Origin of the sequence: Pontibacter liquoris (assembly GCF_022758235.1) — a bacterium.
Taxonomy (GTDB): Bacteria; Bacteroidota; Bacteroidia; order Cytophagales; family Hymenobacteraceae; genus Pontibacter; species Pontibacter liquoris.
This window is the reverse complement of the sequence record NZ_JALEBG010000001.1, coordinates 2,779,546-2,799,163: the sequence shown is the minus strand read 5'-3', so window position 1 is coordinate 2,799,163 and position 19,618 is coordinate 2,779,546. Positions and strand designations below refer to the sequence as shown.

The 19,618-nt window shown below is 49.6% G+C and carries 21 protein-coding genes; 10 read left to right on the top strand and 11 right to left on the bottom strand.

Features of this window, described 5'->3' with window-relative positions:
- Window positions 1–94 precede the first annotated feature (94 nt).
- Window positions 95–448: a hypothetical protein gene (locus LWL52_RS11605; protein ID WP_242919964.1), complete on the top strand. Its 354-nt coding sequence runs from the start codon at window positions 95–97 to the stop codon at window positions 446–448.
- A 259-nt stretch (window positions 449–707) separates the two neighbouring features.
- Here LWL52_RS11605 and LWL52_RS11600 read toward each other — a convergent pair whose 3' ends face one another.
- Window positions 708–965: a hypothetical protein gene (locus LWL52_RS11600; protein WP_242919962.1), complete on the bottom strand. Its 258-nt coding sequence runs from the start codon at window positions 963–965 to the stop codon at window positions 708–710.
- Window positions 966–1,275: 310 nt separating this feature from the next.
- On the opposite strand from LWL52_RS11600, the gene mscL reads away from it, so the two are divergent.
- A complete protein-coding gene (gene mscL / locus LWL52_RS11595; RefSeq protein WP_242919960.1) occupies window positions 1,276–1,710 on the top strand; it encodes a large conductance mechanosensitive channel protein MscL in 435 nt (144 codons plus the stop codon).
- A 436-nt stretch (window positions 1,711–2,146) separates the two neighbouring features.
- On the opposite strand, the gene LWL52_RS11590 is transcribed toward mscL, so the two are convergent.
- Window positions 2,147–2,338, bottom strand: a complete 192-nt coding sequence (locus LWL52_RS11590; RefSeq protein WP_242919958.1) for a cold-shock protein — start codon at window positions 2,336–2,338, stop codon at window positions 2,147–2,149.
- A gap of 425 nt (window positions 2,339–2,763) precedes the next feature.
- On the opposite strand from LWL52_RS11590, the gene LWL52_RS11585 reads away from it, so the two are divergent.
- The 3 genes from LWL52_RS11585 (at window position 2,764) to LWL52_RS11575 (ending at window position 5,887) form a co-directional block, all read left to right on the top strand.
- The gene (locus LWL52_RS11585; RefSeq protein ID WP_242919956.1) at window positions 2,764–3,171 is read left to right on the top strand and encodes a hypothetical protein; all 408 of its coding nucleotides are present in this window, start codon (window positions 2,764–2,766) and stop codon (window positions 3,169–3,171) included.
- A gap of 493 nt (window positions 3,172–3,664) precedes the next feature.
- Window positions 3,665–4,573 (top strand): cation diffusion facilitator family transporter, encoded by a 909-nt coding sequence (locus tag LWL52_RS11580; protein WP_242919954.1) that lies wholly within the window; start codon window positions 3,665–3,667, stop codon window positions 4,571–4,573.
- A gap of 741 nt (window positions 4,574–5,314) precedes the next feature.
- Complete coding sequence (locus tag LWL52_RS11575; RefSeq protein WP_242919952.1) at window positions 5,315–5,887, top strand: DUF1905 domain-containing protein; 573 nt, start codon at window positions 5,315–5,317, stop codon at window positions 5,885–5,887.
- Between the two features lie 92 nt (window positions 5,888–5,979).
- On the opposite strand, the gene LWL52_RS11570 is transcribed toward LWL52_RS11575, so the two are convergent.
- On the bottom strand, window positions 5,980–6,315 hold the full coding sequence (locus tag LWL52_RS11570) for a protein disulfide isomerase family protein (RefSeq protein WP_242919950.1): 336 nt from the start codon (window positions 6,313–6,315) through the stop codon (window positions 5,980–5,982).
- Between the two features lie 192 nt (window positions 6,316–6,507).
- Here LWL52_RS11570 and LWL52_RS11565 point away from each other — a divergent pair, with 192 nt between their 5' ends.
- Window positions 6,508–6,954 (top strand): nucleoside deaminase, encoded by a 447-nt coding sequence (locus LWL52_RS11565; RefSeq protein ID WP_242919948.1) that lies wholly within the window; start codon window positions 6,508–6,510, stop codon window positions 6,952–6,954.
- 212 nt (window positions 6,955–7,166) lie between these two features.
- A complete protein-coding gene (locus LWL52_RS11560) occupies window positions 7,167–7,436 on the top strand; it encodes a hypothetical protein (protein WP_242919947.1) in 270 nt (89 codons plus the stop codon).
- Between the two features lie 141 nt (window positions 7,437–7,577).
- Here the strand turns inward: LWL52_RS11560 and LWL52_RS11555 are convergent, their stop codons facing one another.
- Window positions 7,578–7,994, bottom strand: coding sequence for a hypothetical protein (locus tag LWL52_RS11555; protein ID WP_242919946.1), 417 nt, complete (start codon window positions 7,992–7,994; stop codon window positions 7,578–7,580).
- Between the two features lie 698 nt (window positions 7,995–8,692).
- On the opposite strand from LWL52_RS11555, the gene LWL52_RS11550 reads away from it, so the two are divergent.
- The 3 genes from LWL52_RS11550 to LWL52_RS11540 all read left to right on the top strand — a co-directional run bounded on the left by LWL52_RS11550 (window position 8,693) and on the right by LWL52_RS11540 (window position 12,248).
- Window positions 8,693–11,011 carry a GH92 family glycosyl hydrolase gene (locus LWL52_RS11550; protein WP_242919945.1) on the top strand — a complete coding sequence of 773 codons (2,319 nt, stop codon included), beginning with the start codon at window positions 8,693–8,695 and terminating at the stop codon, window positions 11,009–11,011.
- Window positions 11,012–11,201: 190 nt separating this feature from the next.
- On the top strand, window positions 11,202–11,705 hold the full coding sequence (locus LWL52_RS11545) for a cupin domain-containing protein (RefSeq protein ID WP_242919944.1): 504 nt from the start codon (window positions 11,202–11,204) through the stop codon (window positions 11,703–11,705).
- A gap of 129 nt (window positions 11,706–11,834) precedes the next feature.
- Window positions 11,835–12,248 (top strand): STAS/SEC14 domain-containing protein, encoded by a 414-nt coding sequence (locus tag LWL52_RS11540; RefSeq protein ID WP_242919943.1) that lies wholly within the window; start codon window positions 11,835–11,837, stop codon window positions 12,246–12,248.
- 39 nt (window positions 12,249–12,287) lie between these two features.
- Here the strand turns inward: LWL52_RS11540 and LWL52_RS11535 are convergent, their stop codons facing one another.
- From LWL52_RS11535 to LWL52_RS11505, 7 genes are all read right to left on the bottom strand, one after another.
- Window positions 12,288–13,064: an SGNH/GDSL hydrolase family protein gene (locus tag LWL52_RS11535; protein WP_242919942.1), complete on the bottom strand. Its 777-nt coding sequence runs from the start codon at window positions 13,062–13,064 to the stop codon at window positions 12,288–12,290.
- Between the two features lie 61 nt (window positions 13,065–13,125).
- Window positions 13,126–13,569, bottom strand: a complete 444-nt coding sequence (locus tag LWL52_RS11530; RefSeq protein ID WP_242919941.1) for a GNAT family N-acetyltransferase — start codon at window positions 13,567–13,569, stop codon at window positions 13,126–13,128.
- Window positions 13,570–13,589: 20 nt separating this feature from the next.
- Window positions 13,590–14,054 carry a hypothetical protein gene (locus tag LWL52_RS11525; protein ID WP_242919939.1) on the bottom strand — a complete coding sequence of 155 codons (465 nt, stop codon included), beginning with the start codon at window positions 14,052–14,054 and terminating at the stop codon, window positions 13,590–13,592.
- Window positions 14,055–14,122: 68 nt separating this feature from the next.
- Window positions 14,123–14,884: an arylamine N-acetyltransferase family protein gene (locus LWL52_RS11520; protein WP_242919937.1), complete on the bottom strand. Its 762-nt coding sequence runs from the start codon at window positions 14,882–14,884 to the stop codon at window positions 14,123–14,125.
- 296 nt (window positions 14,885–15,180) lie between these two features.
- The gene (locus tag LWL52_RS11515) at window positions 15,181–16,236 is read right to left on the bottom strand and encodes a ferredoxin--NADP reductase (protein ID WP_242919936.1); all 1,056 of its coding nucleotides are present in this window, start codon (window positions 16,234–16,236) and stop codon (window positions 15,181–15,183) included.
- A gap of 162 nt (window positions 16,237–16,398) precedes the next feature.
- Window positions 16,399–17,592: an aldose epimerase family protein gene (locus tag LWL52_RS11510; protein ID WP_242919935.1), complete on the bottom strand. Its 1,194-nt coding sequence runs from the start codon at window positions 17,590–17,592 to the stop codon at window positions 16,399–16,401.
- 50 nt (window positions 17,593–17,642) lie between these two features.
- A complete protein-coding gene (locus LWL52_RS11505; protein ID WP_242919934.1) occupies window positions 17,643–19,499 on the bottom strand; it encodes a glycoside hydrolase family 13 protein in 1,857 nt (618 codons plus the stop codon).
- Window positions 19,500–19,618 lie beyond the last annotated feature (119 nt).

Sequence of the window (19,618 nt, the reverse complement as noted above, 5' to 3'; positions counted from 1 at the left end):
TGGTGCTAAAGTATAAGTGCCTGTTTATCAGTCTGACAGCCCAATCATACGTATAAAGGAGGGTACTTATCTAGCAACCTAATCGGGCAACATAATGAAAACAAGGATACTACTCAGCATCGTGATGACTGTTTTTTTTACATGCATCGCCGGCCATACCTTCGCCCAGTCCACGCAAACAGATCAGGAGCAGGAAAAGCAAATAAAGAAGGCTGATAAAGAACGGCTGGATGATGCCGTTGATCTGAAAAAAGAAACCAGGAAAGACGCCCGCGAGGCCAAGGAAAAAGCCCGGAAAGCCCGGCGCGAAGACAAAGCCGCTTCTCGTGCGGCCAAACAAGCCCGGAAAGCAGCCAAGCTGGAAGCCAAAACGCAGAAAAACCGCGAAAAAGCAGACAAGCAAGCCCGAAAAGCAGCCAAAGCCGCCGAAAAATCAGGCGATTACTAACCTAGGTGCATCTGCCCGTATACTTCCGATGCCACTATTAATGCCGCAAGTTTAGCGTAAGCGCAACTTGTGGCTTATTCTAAGGCCAGTTTGTAACTGGCGTTACAAGAAGTAAACTTTCATCGATTGCAAAAGAGCACTCTGGCAAAGCCTCTGTTTCTAAACTGCATGCACTGACGGCATCACAAGTATAAACGCAAACGAGAAGAGCCACTGCCTTGCCGCAGTGGCTCTTCTCGTTAATCAGTTTGGCATAGGCTTATGCTTCGCTGCGAGCGGCAGCAATGGCCACTAGCAAATCCTCATCGGAGAGATCTTCCAGCCAGTTTTTGTCCAGTTCCAGCCGCACCGTCTGGGCGCCTCCGCTGGGCGTGCACACCACAGGCACAGTGCCGTCGGTGTTTTCTGCCAGCTTCGCAGCTGCGTTTTCGATTTGTTTATCTGCTAGTCCGCCGGCATACGCCTGCACGCAAGTCCAGGTGGTGGCTTGCTGGTCTGTTACTTCTCTTGGGGTCATCGGCAAAAGGGGTTAAAGGATGATACATGCGCAGCTTATACGTATGGCAGGGCTAAATTAACAGGCGCCCGTCCTGTTATCAGAGCATCAGCAACAGGCAGCCCGGCCTAATCCGTTTGAAGTCAGGGTGAAGGGCTTTGAATTATGCTGATTTATACTTTAATTCAACCGGTAATGTCGTGTGTCGTGTTTGCGGGCATCGTAGTGGCATTTTAACCTGCAGGAGCAAAGGCGTGGTCAGAGGCAGAAAGGGTAGGAGCGTCCGCAAAATAAGCTTGAACTATTTTAACCACTAAACATAAACTGACTTATGGGAATGCTGAAAGAATTTAAAGAGTTTGCCATGCGGGGCAATGTCATGGACTTGGCTGTAGGTGTGATCATTGGTGCAGCGTTTGCCAAAATCGTTGACTCGGTCGTAAATGACTTGATCATGCCACTGATTGGTGCTGTGGTCGGCGACATCGATTTCTCGAACCTGTATGTGCCGCTTTCGGCAGATGTCCCCAAAGGGCTTGCGCTGGCAGAGGCCCGTAAACTTGGGGCCGTATTTGCATGGGGCAATTTTGTTACCGTGCTGTTTTCCTTCCTCATCCTGGCATTCATTATCTTCCTGCTCGTGAAAGGCATGAACCACCTGATGCGCAAAAAAGCCGCTGCCCCGGAAGTGCCGCCCGCACCTACCAAAGAAGAGGTGCTGCTTACGGAAATGCGTGACGCCCTGCGCGTGATCGCGAGTAGATAGGTGGCAAAAGTATAATCCCGAAGCTGAAAAGCCCCTGTTCTGGAGAGGAACAGGGGCTTTTTGTTGGTGGTTGCAGTCATCTCAGTGAGAGTGTTGAATACATAAACGATTATCATCCCCTACTCCCTTCAAAGGGGGACACTCACAAAACTAAGATTTTAACTATGCTGACGCGGGTTTTTAACCCTTGTCTTACTATACTGTCGGATTTGTAATCCTACTGGGCTAAAAGCCCAAGCGATAATAGGTCACATGTGGGGACGCTTGCGCAATACTAGCAAATGCTCAAGAAAAAGGTCCCCCTCGAAGATGATAGGGGGATGATTACACCTGTGACCTCAAAGTAGCAACTTACCTGATGCGCCTGGCAGAAAACAAAAAAGCCTTACACCAGCAGGTGTAAGGCTTTTCGGCAAAGTGACTTATATGTCTTGAATTAAACGCGTTTTACGTTAACGGCGTTCAGTCCTCTCTTTCCCTCTTTCAGTTCGAAAGTAACTTCGTCATTTTCTCTGATTTCGTCTACTAAACCAGTCACGTGTACGAAATACTCCTGATTTGAATTTTCATCTTTAATGAACCCGAACCCTTTCGAGTCATTGAAGAATTTTACTGTTCCTTTATTCATGATTTTGTTCTTTTATACGCCTAAGACGTTTTCCGATGTAAAGATGTTCAATAAATTTAAATATTTTTTATAAAAAATAAAAAAAAGTAAAAATAAGTCTGTTGCCGATGCCCTGAGGCCCTGTTCGTTCCGGGCAAAAGTGGCCCCTTGGCTTTGTAGCCTGCATTATGCGTTTTAGCTGGCAACCTGAAATATTTTGCTGCCTGCGCCACCAGCAATGGGAGTAGTACCCTGTGCTACCTAGCCTTATATACTGGTAAATGTGCTGACCATGGGTACAGGGGGCCTTCCTTATAGTATAAACCTTACTTTACAGCTCCTACTATATGGTTTGCAGGAGCGGGGCTTCGGAAGCTTCAGCTACTTTAATGGCCGGCTAAATGTGTTATCTTTACCGCTGTTTTACAAAAAAGAGACGATACCTTATGCTTTTGCACAAAGATGGGTTGATAGAATTGCATTATGAGGTTGCATCCGATATTCTGACGGTCCGCTGGCCTGACCTGACAGGCGCTTCGCTGTCGGAGGTTACCTATTCTTTTAAAATGCTGACTGACACGCTCAAACACTATGACATTAAACGGCTGCTGGTAGATTCACGAAGAAATACAGTGGAAGTGCCCGAAGAAACCTACCTGAATCTGATGACAAAGTTCACGCACGAGCTGCTGGCAACCCGCCTCGTAAAATTTGCCCGCTTGAAGGCCACTGACCCGGTAAGGGAGAAAAAAACAGAAGATGCCACAGAACTGGTCAACAGTATGATCGTGATCCCAATCGCATTTAAGAACTTTTCAGACGAGGAAAGTGCCCGCCGCTGGCTTCGCGAATAACGGCGCTATTGGGGTAACAGGTATACCTGTTTTCTTCCCAGCTCCTGTCCAACCAAGGCTGTTCAGTTCTGCGAACATAAGCTCAATATTTGGCTTTATGCTGTAAAGAAAATTGGTAGAAAAGGGCTGAAACCAATGCTACCTGCTAATAAGATCCCCCGAAACAAGTGCGGGATCTGTGACTTTCAGGGTGACAAACAAGTAGAACCTCTTTACATTCCTTTTTCATTTATACCGCTGCAACTTCCCAAAGCGGGCTTTCCATATGTGCGGAAACTGTGCTGCCATCCGGTAGTGCAGTGCTTGATTGTCCCCCAGTTTTGTGTTTATAGTATATATAGGAGGGCCTTTGATCAGGCGGAAAGCGCTGCCCGGCTGTGCCCGCTGCCTGGGGTTTTGAACGGCGTAAGCTCGTCTTGCTCTCTTTTATTTGTATTAACCCTGTCTTATGCCGTGGCGTTAAAGAGAAGCAATTCGTCTTAACCCTCTTTCCATGGCTGCTTCTAAAGTACCAATATACACGGCTCTGATCGCGAACCTGGCCATTGCCATCACCAAGTTTGTTGCAGCCTCTGTTACCGGCAGTTCTGCCATGATCTCGGAAGGTATTCACTCGCTGGTAGATTCCTGCAACGAAGTGCTGCTGTTGTTTGGCATTAGCCGCAGCCAGAAGCCGGCCGATAAAAAGCGGCCCTTCGGCTATGGCAAAGAGCAGTATTTTTGGGCATTCATCGTATCGCTGCTAATTTTTGCAGTTGGTGGGGGCATTTCGCTCTACGAGGGCATTGTGCATATCCTGGATCCGGAGGTGATCGAAAGGCCCTTATGGAATTACGTGGTGCTGGGCATCGCCATCGTGTTTGATGGCATCTCTTTTATCACAGCCATCCGGGAGTTTAACAGGCAGCGCGGAGAGTTGCCTTTCTGGAAAGCTGTAAAGCGCAGCAAAGACCCCAGTACGTTTGTGGTGTTGTTTGAAGATGCGGCCGATGTGATCGGCCTGTGTATTGCCTTTCTGGGCGTGTTTTTGGGGCACGAGCTTCAGAATCCATACTTCGACGGGGCAGCTTCCATTATGATCGGCCTGTTGCTGATCGCTGTTTCGGCCCTGTTGGCCCGGGAAAGCCGCAGCTTGCTGATGGGAGAAAGTGCCGGAAAGGACGAGCTCGACGAGGTAATGGCGCTGGCCAGAGCCGACAAAGCGGTGCTGGACGTAGTGGATGCCCCTTCGATGTACCTGGCCCCCGAGGAGATCGTGGTGGTACTAACGATCATATTTCATAAACACCTGCAAAGCCCTGAAATAGCGGAGGCAATCGACAGGATTAAAAAGTCGATTCAGCTAAAACGCCCGGCTTTTAAACAGATCTTTATTGAGCCGCTCCTGCCCCCACCGGGATAACTGCGAAAGAAAGCTTATTTCTTACCTGCAACTGCTCAGTGAAGTAGCTGGCATGTATACCTTCGGTAAGTATAAAGTTAGCGTTCGAATATCATTCCCCTGCCTTTACGCAAGCTGGGACATTCAGAAGGCTAAGAATTATCATCCTTCTACCCCCTTCAAAGGGGGACCTTTGGCACAAGTAGGATAGAACTGCATTTTACTTTGTCAGCTTACAGTCCTGGTAAGTATAGCCTATAAGGATCCAATTTCAGAGAAATGCTGCCCCTTAAAAGTATGGCCGTTACGTTTTCCTATTTGTCATTCTGAAAGGATCTTGGGTGCAAGTTATATGGGCTTAACCTCTCAGTTGCTGGCGCGGGTTTGTAACCCATGTCTAAAGATACTGTCGGATTTGTAATCGGACTAGGGCAGAAGCCTAAACGATAACCGGTCACAGGTATGGAAGCCTGTGAAACGCGACCTAATTTATTAGAATGAAACGGCTCTTCCTTCAAAGCGAGATATTTAATGTGGCAGAGATTAACTGTATTTTACATCATCTGAAAAGTCCCCCTTTGAAGGGGGGAGGGGGATGATCTACACCTGCTCATTTTACAGAAAAAGATTTAAAGTATAAGCGCCCCTACGTGAACGTTGTAGCTGATCACAAGGCCGCAAGTGGAGAATGGGAACCAGAGTTCTGCTTTATCAAAAATCAAATAAACACAGACCAGGCAGCCTGTAAAAACCCGGGCAATATTGAGTTGTTTTAGTTATACTTACCTCTCCATCCGAAACCTCGATACCATGCCTCCTGCTACAGCCGCCCTGCAGTTTACAACCCACATCTACCGCCTCGAGCATCTGCTTGGGGTGCATTACCTGCTGATCCCGCAGGAAATTGTAGCGCAGTTGGGAGGTAAATTAAAGCTCCGGCTTCTGTGCACGGTCAATGACACGTTAACGTTTCAGTGCGGGTTGGTGGCCCTGGGCAATGGCGATGCTTATATCAGCCTTAACAACAAACGCCTCCGGCAACTGCACCTAACTAACGGCGATAAGGTACAGGTGGCACTGGAGAAAGATGAAAGCAGGTATGGCGTGGAGATGCCCGAAGAACTGGAGGAGCTTTTAAGCCAGGACGAGGCAGGCATGCAGCGCTTTCAGCAGCTCTCCCCGGGTAAGCAACGTTATATTATCCAGTATGTGGGCGCTGTAAAAAACAGCCAGCTGCGCATTGATCGGGCCCTACTTCTGATCGGAAACCTGAAACAGCTGCCGGTAGGCAAAGAGTCGTTCCGGGCAATGTTGGGCCTGCCCGCCAGAAGTTAGCAGCAGCCTACATGGGGTTAGCGCCCCGGCTGCCGGTTATATTAAAGCAGAAAGTAGAAACAAAGCGCACAAGAAGAGGCCGGACGAAGTGTTTAGGTCAGGGGCAAAAGCACCAGGTCCTGCAGCATCTCTTCCAGCTCGCCTGCGGTTTTAACGAGCCCGCAGGCCTGCAGTAAGCCTTTGTAGTAAGTAGCAATAAAAGGGGTGCCCGTTAATCTCACTTGCCTGCTCGACACCGGATTTTCGGAGGCTTGCATGCGCAGAAACCTGACATCCTTATAAGCCGGTGACTCGGCAAGCTTTCGGTAAGTAGGTTCAAGTTCTTTGCAGATGGGGCATTGGGCATCCACAAATTTTACGATCACATGATCATACTTATAGATGATCGACCGTAAGTCATCATCTGTCATTTTATCAACTACGGGCATTGTACTTGGGGCTTTGTAGCTTCGGTAACGCATTCCGTTGCCCGCTGGTTCTAATTAGCCGTGCTTATATAAAAAGTATTTACCAGTTGCCTGGCACGCAGCACGTTACCTGCTATTTGGTAGCTGCTTTTCATTTAAGAAACCCTGCTTCCGTATAATGCTCTTATTCAGAAGTATAAAACTATAAAACAAATGAACACAACAGACGAGTTTTTACAGGCAGCTATAGACGAAGCCCGCAAAGGGTATAACGAAGGCGGTATCCCGATTGGCTCCGTGCTGGTGCACGAAGGGCGCATATTGGGCCGGGGCCATAACAAACGGGTGCAGGAGGGCAGCGTGGTGCTGCATGGTGAAATGGATGCCCTCGAAAATGCCGGCCGCCAGCCAGCGTCGGTTTACAGGCAATGCACTTTGTATACGACCCTGTCACCCTGCCCCATGTGTTCTGGCACTATTCTGCTCTATGGCATTCCGAAAGTGGTGATCGGGGAGAACAGGACCTTTATGGGAGAAGAAGAGCTGCTGCGATCCCGTGGCGTGGAAGTACTGGTAGCCGATAACGCGGCATGTTACGAGCTGATGCAGCAGTTCATACAGGAGCAGCCCGCGCTCTGGAACGAAGCTATCGGCGTGTAGCAAAGCACAGAGAGGCCTGGTTTATACCTGGAAACTGGGTGAAGCAATATATTAATTTTATGATTTAATGTAGCAAGCAGGTTCTTTTTTGCCCCTTAATAAGAAATGAGTATAAATATTTGAATAATGGGGCTTTGTAATGAAATTAATCTTCTATTATATTGAACTATTAGGTGTGCTGAAATGTAGTGAGTATAAGAATCAACACACCTATGAAAGAACTACAGAAAATTCAGGAAGGATTAGCAAACAGTAGTACCTTGTTGCTCAAGTATAACGACAAAGGAGTAGAATGCTCTTTTGTAAAAGAAGGCCTGGTAAAGGATAACGTGCTTATCCAGGATGAGGTGCTGGCTGAAGCATTGAGCAGCAAGAGTGTGAACGGCATTATCGAAGGCGATAATTTTGTGACACTGCGTAGCAATTACAGCTGGTTCTCTCTTAGTGTGAAATCAAAAAGGCTCTACAAAGAATTAAAATAAAAGTACTTCTGCGGCCTTGTCATGCAACAGGTCGTTTATAAGTGACAGCATCCAAATCCCTTGCAGCAGCTTTCGTAAGCTGCTGCAAGGGATTTGTTTTTTGTGCCAGTATCAATAGCGCTTTTCATACCTACGCCGGGCTCAGGCAAACTGGCTCTGGTGAAAGCCCAGCCAGTGCACCGCCGCCTCATAAGTTTTAAACTGCATAAAATCTGCCTGAAAGTCATAGAGCTCGATGGTTTTCTGGACGATATTGTCCATTACCAAGAAACTGAAGACATCATCATTACCAATGTGGGCGATCTTTTTGAGCGGTATACTGCATAAGGCTGGCGCAATTTCCCGTAACAGCCACTGCTGATTTAAGATCGTAAGGCCGGTGAGTTTCCCGCAATCTGATATCCAGTAATAAATGTGGGGCTGCTGCAGCCGCCGCAGGATCTGTTTTATGCCCGCCCTATACTCATCCTGGGTTACATCCCGGGTCCATTTAGAGTACAAAATATTGTTTTCTTCATACAGGGTGATTTGCAGGTAATCTAAGTTTGTTTTGGACATAGGCCCTCCGCTTTAGTGGTTCATAGCTTAATTAAAGCTGTCCAATCTCTGTACAGCCAACAATCAGGAAAATGGTAGGAGGCCTTTGCCCGGAGCATGGCTACGGACAAAGGCAGTGAACTTAAATGCAGAAAAGGTAGATAACTCGGATGCCTTATAACAAATCAGTGCTTTGTTACGCGGCTTATATCGGTACTATTTTGACTGCTAAAAAGTTATACAGAAGTCCAAAAAATTAAGGGAGAGCTATATAGTATTTCAATTCTGGAGCTTCTTAAAGATGAAAAAGACAGTAAGAAAGCCTCCTGTATTGTGCAATTTTGGCCTAACCTTCAATATAAAATAAAGAGATAAGTAGGCTGGTAATGAGGTGAATAGAAGTAGATGTTTGTAGGAGAACGTATGCCGTTATGCCGCTAACAGGAAGGAGCTACGATCGCCTGGCAACACAAAGCTTTCCGTCCGTTTTTGTTTTGCTATGTTTATACCAATATCCAGGGCGCAGGTAGATCCGGAAGTATACTTCGGGCTGCCAGCTTAGGATGGTGCTGCGGTTTGGTGTTATTTTTATCTCCTAAAAAATTGTGATACCTTGAAAAGCCATCTGCCCAGCGCCTGCAGCCCGGCAAAGGGCGGGTGCTATCTGTTTTTGTGGACAGCGGCCACCTGCTATTTTGTTCTGTAAACCCTATTTGCTCATGAAAAAGAAGTATCTCGTTCTTCTCCTTTTTGCCCCGGCACTGGCACTTGCCCAGACCAAACCTGCCGCGGATTATATAAAGTATGTGAACCCGCTGATCGGCACGGCCAAAATGGGGCATACTTACCCGGGAGCCACAGTGCCTTTTGGCATGGTGCAGCTTAGCCCCGATACCGACACGATCCCCTACGCGGTGAATGGCAAGTATAACCCCGACGTGTACAAGTACTGCGCTGGCTACCAGTATAGCGATAAAACCATTGTGGGCTTTAGCCATACGCATTTCAGCGGCACCGGCCATTCCGATCTGGGCGATTTCCTGGTGATGCCGACTACCGGTAAACTGCAGCTGAACCCCGGCACGGCCGACAAACCGGCCAGTGGCTACCGTTCGGCTTTCTCGCATAAGAACGAATTGGCCGAACCCGCCTATTACAAGGTGAAGCTCGACGACCACGCCATCACCGCCGAAATGACGGCCACCACCCGCGTGGGCATGCACCAGTATACATTCCCCAAATCTGATTCGGCGCACATCATCCTGGATTTGATGCATGGCCTCTATAACTACGACGAAAAGAACGTGTGGACGTTTGTACGCGTGGAGAACGATACGCTTATTACGGGCTACCGGCAAACGAACGGCTGGGCCCGAACCCGTACGGTATACTTTGCCATGTCGTTCAGCAAGCCTTTTTACCAGTATGGCAACAAAGACTACGCAGAGGCACAACCCTACAAAGGCTTCTGGCGCAAGTTCGACCAGACCAAGAACTTCCCGGAGTTTGCCGGTAAAAAACTGCGCGCCTACTTCGATTTTAAAACCACGGAAGGAGAGAAGATCAAGATCAAGTTTGCTTTGTCGCCGGTGAGCACGGCCGGAGCCCTGGCCAACATGAAAGCCGAAATTCCGGGGTGGGATTTTGAGAAGGTAAAACAACAGAGCCAGGCCCTGTGGAACAAAGAGTTGCAGAAAGTGGCCGTGAAAGCCACGCGCAAAGACGACCTGGTGAACTTCTATACCGCCCTGTATCATACCTTCCTGGGGCCTACCACCTTTATGGACACCGATGGCAGCTACCGTGGCCTGGATCAGAACAATCACAAAGCGGAGGGCTTTACCAACTATACGACCTTCTCGCTCTGGGATACGTACCGCGCCCTTCACCCGCTCTTCAATATTGTGCAGCCCAAACGCAATGCCGATATGGTGCAGAGTATGCTGGCCCATTACAACCAGAGTGCCGAGCACATGCTGCCGGTATGGTCGCATTACGGGAATGAGAACTGGTGCATGATCGGCTACCACAGCGTGCCCGTGATAGCTGATGCGGTGCTGAAAGGCAACACCGGCTTTGATGCGGAAAAAGCACTGGAAGCCTGCGTGGCCACCGCCCGCACAGGTTACTACGACGGGCTGGATTACTACATGCAGCTGGGCTACGTGCCCGAAGACAAGAACAGCTCCTCGGTCTCTAAAACGCTGGAGTATGCTTACGACGATTGGTGCATTGCCCAGATGGCTAAAAAACTAAACAAGCCTGCTATTTATGACGAATTTATGAAGCGGGCGCAGAACTACAAAAATGTGTACGATGCAAAAAGCGGTTTTACAAGGCCCCGGCTGAGCGATGGCTCCTGGAAAAAGGAGTTTGACCCGCTCGATACGCACGGGCAGGGCTTTATTGAAGGAAATTCCTGGAACTACAGCCTGTATGTGCCGCACGACCCGATAGCCCTGATCGGGATGATGGGCGGCAAGGAACGCTTCGCCACGCACCTGGACTCGCTCTTTACCATGCACCTGCCCGATAAGTACTTTGCGCAAACCGAAGACATCTCGCGTGACGGCATTATTGGCAACTATGTGCACGGCAACGAACCCTCGCACCACGTAGCCTACCTGTATAACTGGGCCGATCAGCCCTGGAAAACGCAGGAGCGCGTGCGCATGATCCTTAAAGCCATGTATAAACCCACAGTGGATGGCCTGGGCGGCAACGACGATTGTGGCCAGATGAGTGCTTGGTATATTTTCAGCACGCTCGGGTTTTACCCGGTTGCGCCCGGTTCCACACAGTATGCCCTGGGCAGCCCGGCTGTAACGGAAGCCACCCTCCACCTGGAGAACGGCAAAACCTTTACCATCGGCACCCGGCACCAGAGCGACAAAAATGTGTATGTGCAGAAAATGGTTTTGAACGGGCAACCACTGAACCGTAACTACCTGACCCACGACGATATAATGAACGGCGGTACGATTACTTTTTACATGGGGGCAAAGCCAAATAAAAAGCAGCCGGCCGTCATGCCGTAACCCATCATGTAACAACAAAGTAAGAGGAGGGAAGCTATACTTTTTTCCTCTTTTTATTACCGGCCAGGCCGTAATCAGGCAGGAGCGCGGGACCAAAATTGGGCCTGCTTATGGCCGAATAAGAATTATTATGCATTTTTAAGCATCACTAGAGAGAACGCACAACCTAACTAAGGCTTTAACAGAAACTATGAGTACCCAACAAGACAAAGAGACGATCTTCCGGAAAACAGCGCAGCAGTTGCAAGAGCAGGGTTTTACCATTAATAAGCAGGACCCGACACGCCCCTGGGGTGGCTTTTTTGTGATCAACGAGGACCAGGCACAGCAGTTTGCCGATACGTATTTTGATGGCATGTCCATAGACCAGCTGAAGATATCGGGTAAGCTAAGCCCGAAGATCCTGATCGTGGCACCGGAAAAGCGCCTGTCGTGGCAATATCATCACCGCCGCGCTGAAATATGGAAAGTGGTGGAAGGCAAAGTAGGCGTAGTAACCAGCGACACCGATGAGGAAGGGGATGTGAAAGAGCTGATGCCCGGCGAGCTGATCACCCTTAAGCAAGGCGAGCGCCACCGGTTGGTCGGTTTAAAAGACTGGGGCGTGCTGGCCGAGATCTGGCAGCACACCGATGTGGAACTGCCTTCTGATGAAGATGATATTGTGCGCGTGCAGGACGATTTTGGCCGCTAAGCAGCGATATTTATCTTCTTTCTGCCTTTGCCTTTGCCAGAGGAGATCTTAGAAGATATTCTCTGGCAAAGGAGGCCGCCAAGGCAGAAAGTATTTTGCTTCCAATCAAGTTTTCAGTACCTTTTACAAATGACCCAGGAACTAACCAACCCTTTTGGGCGCGTATATCTTACCATTAAACAGGATAGCCGGAACAGGTGGATCTACGTGAACTGGATGGGCTATCTTACGGCAGAGAACATCAAGGAAGGAGCGGCAGCATATACCGAAACACTACAAAAGGCTGGTTATAGCTGTGTACTTAATGATACGCGCCTGATTATCGGTTCCTGGAACCACTCCCTGGACTGGGTATTGAACGAGTGGGCCCCAAATGCAGCCAAAGCCGGTTTAAAGCACTTTGCTATGATCACCAATCCCGACTCGCTGGGTGCATCCTCGGCAGAAAACTTTTATTCCAACATCACCGCCTTTCAGACCGAGATGTTCGATAACATTGAAGATGCCCGCCTGTGGCTGAGGCGGTACTCCCAGCAAGGGTAGCGGCTGGTTTATACTGCCGTTCTCACCCGCTGTGCCTGCTTATTTAACAGGTTGTAAGGCTTTTTTGATTGCTTTTTCTGCCAGCCCCTCCATTACTTTATATCCTGCTTTGTTCGGATGTACGCCATCTTCCGAGTAGGCAGCTTTCATGCCCTTCCGGTCGTCCACCATCGCTGAGAAATAGTCCAGGTATATCATGTGGTTGGCCTCGGCATACGCCTTGATCCATTTGTTCAGGGTAATGATCTTTTCGGCAGGTTGCAGGCCGGGTTTCCAGGGGTAATCGTATACCGGCAACACAGATGATAGGATCACTTTGATGCCGTTTGATTTGGCCAGTTCGGCCATCGAGGCCAGGTTATCTTCTATCATCTCGAGAGAGGAAGGCCCTGTATTGCCGGCGATATCGTTGGTGCCGGCAAGTATAACCACCGCTTTGGGCTGCAGCATGATCACGTCCGGGCGAAAGCGGATCAGCATCTGGGGCGTGGTCTGGCCACCAATGCCGCGGCCAATGTAGGGCTTACCGGCAAAGAACTCTGGAGAAAGCTTTACCCACCCTTCGGTGATGGAGTTGCCCATAAACACAACGCGGTTCTCTCCGGGAAGTGGCGCCTTCAGGTTCTGGTTATCCTCGCGGTAGCGGCCCAGGTTCGCCCAGTCGTCGCGCATCTTTGTCCAGGCCTCGTATTCTTTATTTTTCTGCTCTTCTGTTTTCTGGGCGGCAGGTTTTGTGGCGGTTTGCTGTGCCTGTGTCAGGTGCCCGGAAAGTAGCAGGGCTGTAAGCAGGCAAAGAGTTAGTTTTAAGTTGTGCATGAGATTAGCTTCTTAAGTATAGAAAAAAAGGTACGTGTTTTTACGGAAAAACGCCAGTTGTTTACCGCTTTATCTTCATTTCCATCTGGTAAAGGTCAAAACCCGGTGCCCAGAAATCTTTAGCGGTATTTGTTAAGGCAAACCCGGCTTTCTGGTAAAAGCCATACACCAGTTGCGTGGTCCTGACCACGATCGTGTCTATTTCGGGGTGGGTGCTGATCCGGGCTATTCTGAACTCAGTGAGTTTTCGGCCGATTCCTTTTCCCTGAAAATCGGGGTGAATGATGTCCCAGGAGAGACGGGCTACCTTATCGGCCTCAAAATAATTGATGCCGCCCGAACCGACCAGGGTGGCTGCCTCCGTTACTACAAAGTAGTCCTGCGCGTATTGCTCCAGGTAATCGCTGAGATCCTGCTCTTCGGCGGGGTGAAAATACTGCGGCGTGTTAAGCCGTAAAAGGGCCAGCAGCGCTTCTTTGTCATTGGGCGAATAGGGGCGAATCATAGGTTGAGGCTAGTGGGTAGCTAGTTCTTTATGCGGATGTAGGTTTCGATATTCTCCCTGTTCACGCCTGCCTCGTCTACCTTTTCGATGCCCCGTTGCACAAGCGTGTCGCCTTGCAGGGCTACCGTAAACGTAAAGTCATTTCCTTCCCATTCCCGGGCGCTGCAATACTCCAGCTTTTCGGTGTATACACTATCAGCTAAAGTATAACGGCCGCCGCCGGACACAAAAACGGCTGAATCCTTGCCCTTTGTCAGATCATGCTGCAGGAAGGCAAAATGCGTGTCGTTGATGATCTTGATAAAGGAGATGCCGTTGGTATAGTGTGTTACGGTGGTGTCGCCCTGCGCAATCAGCGTTCCGGAAACCAGCTGCCAGGTGCCGGTAAGCGGGTTTGAGCTTACTTCCGAATTGGTCTCTAGGGGCGCTGTCCCGCAGGAGGCAAGTATAATTCCTGCTATGGCAATGGCGATTTTTTCTTTCATGGGATTTGGATTAGAATAGTTGGAACAGTTTGATGCTACCTATAGATTAGGCTGACGTTTACACTTTGTCAGTAACCGAGCTTTATTTCAATATCAAAGTACTCCTTCAGGTTAACGTCGAATAGTTCTTCCTCAAATTCTGTTATCCTTTCGGTGTCACCGTCTGAAATCTTGATTTGGTTATTTGTAAGCGTTTTACGACCGGTTTTCGTAACGATAGAAACAACCTTTTTAGTTGTAAAATGAGACTCCTTGCTTGTTTGATGGAATTCACACATCCCCTCAAATTCCCGAAACTCCCTTTCTTTTATCTCAAATAGATATTGTGGTACCAGGAGCCCATTCTCAATGAGGTTTATTCTTAAATAACCATCCTGTGCTTTATCAAACCTGAATAATCCGAACGCATCGACCAGGTTAACGCCAAGCGTTATCTCTAAAGGCTTATAAGAGAACTTCCCAAAGCCTACATCCACCAGGTACTTCTTTGCGTCAATAGTAGCCACAATAGCTAAATGGTCATATTCTGCTCCGTAACTACCATCTTTGGTATAACCTCTGCCTGAAATCATTTGTACATCAAACCCGATGCACTTAAGAAGATGGTAAAACAAGCCATTTAATTCATAGCAAAACCCGCCTCTGCCGTTGAGAACTATCTTTTTGTAAATGGAATCTAATTCTAGCCTTATCTGATGTGCATAATGGATATCCAGATTCTCAAAAGGGATACTCAATAAATGCGCTGCCTGAAGGTCAAAAAGCACCTCCTTGCTTACAGTAACCTGATTTTTGTAATTTATTCTATCAAGATATAGCTGAATGTTCATCCTTTATGAGCTTTAAGAATTCATCCGCCTCGGCTTCATTTATGAGAGGCAGGTTATGCTCTTCCACACAATACATATCTGCCCGTAGTAAGGAGAGTTTGTTTAAGTGTATCATAGCTTACTTTATGATTCTTATTTTACCCAACCTATTTTATAGCCAGTACTATACGTTTATCAGCACAATAGCTATAATTAGGTATCCCCTGCTTGCTTCGCTGCAGCCTCCAACATGTTTTCGTTGGCCAATATAGTAAAATATTATATGCCTTTTATACTATATGCTGCCAGGTAGGGACTTACAGAATTTCCAATTCCACATCGCCGCCAACCGGGTAGCCCACGCAGGTCAGGGTGAGGCCTTTTTGCAGGTCTTTTTCCGTCAGCACCTCGTTGTACGAGAGCCATACCTGGCCTGTGATACAGCGTGCGGCGCAACTGCCGCATTTGCCCGCCTCGCAACTATACGGCACAGCAATACCGGCTTTCTTAGCGCTCTGCAGGATGGTTTGGGGGTGTTGTACCTGCAACGAATAGCTGTTATCGTGGAAGCGGAGTGTCACCGTATGCGGCTCCGTGTCGGGGGGCAGCACGCGGGGCGCAACCTTTGCGGTGCTGAAGCTTTCTTTGCGGATGTTATCAGCCGGCACATTTACTTGGCGCAGCGCATAAAAGCACATCCGCATGTAGGTGAGCGGGCCACACAAATAAAAAAGCACCTGCTCATAGGGCGCCAGGGTATATTGCTGCAAAAGGTCCTGCAACAGGTCTTTGTACAGGCGGGCGCGGGCCAGGTCAGGGGAGTTGCTGAGTAGGAACTCGATGCGCAATTGGGCCGGGAACCTGATAGCCAGTTGCTCCAGCTCCTCCCGGAAAATGATCTGCTGCGGCGTGCTGTTGCTGTAAATCAGCACGACATGGATAGCCGGATAAGTATAAAGCAGCGTTTTAAGCAGCGCGTAAATGGGTGTAATACCGCTGCCGGCTGCCAGCAGAAAGACCTGCCGGTAAGGCGTCATATCATCAGGCAAGGTAAACAGGCCGGTGGCGCCAATGGTTTGCAGGGTATCGCCCACCTGGGCGTTATCAACCAGGCGGCGGGAATAAAAGCCATTCTCCACCCGTTTTACGCCAATAGCCAGCGGCTCCTGCAGGGCCGGCGCCGAGATGATGGAGTAGGAGCGCCGCACTTCCTGCGTAAGCCCCGGGTGCACAAAGGTAAGGTACTGGCCCGGCTTGTAGGGGACCGCCTTTGCATCTTCCGCCCCAAATTCAAATGTTTTAAAACCGGGAATCTCCTCTTTAATAGCCGTAATGGTAAGGGGCAGGTAGGCGGGGGCAGGTTTGTCGGTCATAAAGTGCTGGTCTGTTTGGTTTCTGTGCCTGGCAAAGTAGGAACCCGAGCTGCGGATTCCGTTGGGTATAAAAGGTATACTTGCCTCAACAGAAAAAGGTCCTCCGGCACAGTGCCCAAGGACCTTTCTGATCAGTTTTATACTTGCTGGGAATTGATTCGGTTATTCGTCTTTGTCTTTGACCGAGAATTTAAAGATGGTGGTTTCATGGTAGGTGTCGCCTGGCTTGAGCGTGGTGGATGGAAAATCCGGCTGGTTCGGCGAGTCGGGGAAGTGCTGGGTTTCCAGCGCTACAGCGTAATGCTTGGTGTACTTCTCGCCGTTTTTACCGGTTAAGGTGCCGTCCAGGAAATTGCTGCTGTATACCTGTATGCCCGGTTGCGTGGTAGATACTTCCATAAAACGACCGCTTTCAGGATCGTATAGGGTGGCTGCCTGCTGCATCGAACCTGGCTTGCCATTCAGCACAAAGTTGTGATCATAGCCGCCCTCTACCTGGTTGATGCGCTGGCCGATGGCCTGCGGCGACGAAAAGTCCAGTGGCGTGCCTTTTACAGGCTGCAGCTCGCCGGTCGGGATCAGGTTTTTGTCCACGGCAGTAAATTTGTCGGCATTCACCTGCAGTACTTCGTTCAGAATGTCGTCCTGCTTGCCGGCCGACAAATTAAAGTAACTGTGGTTGGTCAGGTTCAGTACGGTAGGCTTATCGGTCTTGGCTTCGTAATCGATCTTGAGGGCGTTGTCGTCGGTTAACGTATACACCACCGTAGTCTGCAGGTTGCCGGGGTAGCCTTCCTCCATGTCCTTGCTGGTGTAGGTCAGTTTCAGCGCGTTTTGGTCGGCCATCGGCTCCACGTGCCAGATCACCTTGTCAAAGCCTTTCGTGCCGCCGTGGAGGCTGTTGGGACCATTGTTAGTGGCCAGTGAGTATTGCGTGCCTTCCAGCTGAAATTTACCGTTGGCAATGCGGTTGCCGTACCGCCCGATGATGGCACCGAAGTATGGCCCGCTTTTGGCGTAAGCCGGGCTCTGGTAACCCGAAATGCTGTCGAAGCCCAGTACCACGTCGCCCATGTTGCCGTCACGGTCCGGGGTGATAATGGAAGTAATGATGCCGCCAAAGTCGCTGATCTTTACCTGCATGCCATTCTTGTTGGTAAGGGTATAAAGGCTTACCTGCTGTCCGTCCTGGGTGGTGCCGAAAGGTTCTTTTTTAATCTCCATAGTATTTTTTTCTTCTGAGGAAGTAACCACCGTGGTGTTGTCCGTTTTATTTTCCTGGTTGCAGCCAACCAGGCTGCTCACGCTCAGGCTGCCAAACAAGGCAAGCAGCAGCAGCGAGTTACTTTTTTTCATATGAGCGGTTTTGTTTTGCATTTGATTTCTGTGAAAGTAAAGAACATACCTTATTTTTTCAACTCCAGCACCCACGTAGTTTTGGCAGGCAGCGTCAGCGACCGGATATCAGGCAGTGCCTGGCCGGTGGCAATGTCGGTTGCGCTGCTAAAACCCTGCATACGCTCGGCAAAGCGATCGGTTTTCAGGGTCTGGGCTTTCTCGCTGGTGTTCATTACTACCATTACGGTTTTAGCGGAGTTATAGCGGAAATAAGTATACACACCCTCTTCCGGCACATACTGCATCAGCTTGCCGGTTTGCAGCACGGAGTTGTTTTTACGGTAAGTGGCCAGTGTTTTCACGTAATCAAAGGCCTCGTTCTCCAGTGCCGTGCGGCCGCCGGCGGTAAACTTGTTCACCTTATCGGAGGGCCAGCCGCCCTTAAAATCTTCGCGCACTTTGCCGTCCGGGTTCGAGAAATTCTTCATCAGGATCTCGGTGCCATAGTAGAGCTGCGGAATGCCACGTGTGGTCAGCAGCCAGGCAATACCGGATTTATACTTGTTCAGGTCTTCGCCCACCACCGAATACCAGCGGCTCATGTCGTGGTTATCCAGGAACACCACGTTGCGGGTCGGGTCCTGGTACTGGTAATCCTGGGCCAGGGTAGTATAAAGCTTGATCACGCCGTCGTCCCAGTTGAATTTCTCGTTCATGGCGGCCTGTATGCCCCAGAGCGTCTGGAAATCGGTTACACCGGGCAGGTGGGTGTCCAGGCCGCGGTTCACGGTATTGCCTTGGGTAAAGTATACCTGGTTGGGCACCCCGCGCACCCAGGTTTCGCCAAATGAGTGATAACCGGGATACTCGTCCTGTAAGGCCTTGCCCCAGCTTGCCATATACTTCGGTTCATTATAGGAGTAAGTGTCGATGCGGAAACCGTCCACGCCGGCATACTCTATCCACCAGATGTTGCTCTGAGTAATGTAGTGCTGCACAAAAGGGTTGTCCTGGTTCATGTCGGGCATGTGCTTATCGAACCAGCCGTTCTGCATGCGTTCTTTATCGGCTTCGGAGGCATAAGGGTCAAACACAGGCTGGTCCCGGAAGTTGGACTTCGTGAACACTGGCCACTGGTGCACCCAATCTTTCATCGGCATGTCTTTTACAGTCCAATGCTGGCTGCCCACGTGGTTGGGTACGACGTCCTTTATGAGCTTCATGTGGCGCTTCTCCAGCTCGTCACCTAGCTGGCGGTAGAGCTCGTTGCTGCCAAAGCGTGGGTCAATCCGGTAATTCTCAGTGTTAGCATAGCCGTGGTAGGAGGCCTGGGGCTGGTCGTTTTCCAGCACCGGGTTCAGCCAAAGCGCCGTCACGCCCAGCTCCTGCAAATAATCCAGGTGGTTCAGGATGCCCTGCAGATCGCCGCCATGGCGGTAATACATCGAGTCGCGGGCTAGCGTTGTTTCCTGCATCCCCTTGAGCACATCATTTTTCGGATTGCCGTTGGCAAAGCGGTCGGGCATGATCAGGTAAATGAAATCGGCGCTTGTTACCGGCGCAATGCGGTTGGGGCGCTGCTCGCGCTGGCGCAGCTCATAGGTATAGGTGAGCGCCTTTGTGCCTTTCTGCTTGAACCGGATCGGGAAGGAACCGGCTTTAACTTCAGGGGAGAGGATGAGGTCGAGGAAGAGGTAGTTCGGGTTTTCTACTTTATGCACTTGCTTCAGCTGCACGCCGGGGTAGTTGAGGCTCACCTCGCGCCCGGCAATGTTGTCGCCGTGCACGATGAGCTGCAGTTCGGGGTTGTGCATGCCCGCCCACCAGAACATAGGCTCCACGCGCTCCAGCTTAGGCAGCTTTTGGGCATAGAGCTGTGTGGCTAAAATGAAGCAGGAGGTAAGAAAGAGGAGTTTCAGTTTCATAATTTTGTCGTTTAACAATGATCATCAGCAAGTATAAGATCCTTCTAAGTATAAAGGGCCTGATAAAAAGGCAGATTTTATCCTTCCTTCTTTAGCTGGCCCGAATCTCCGGATTCATT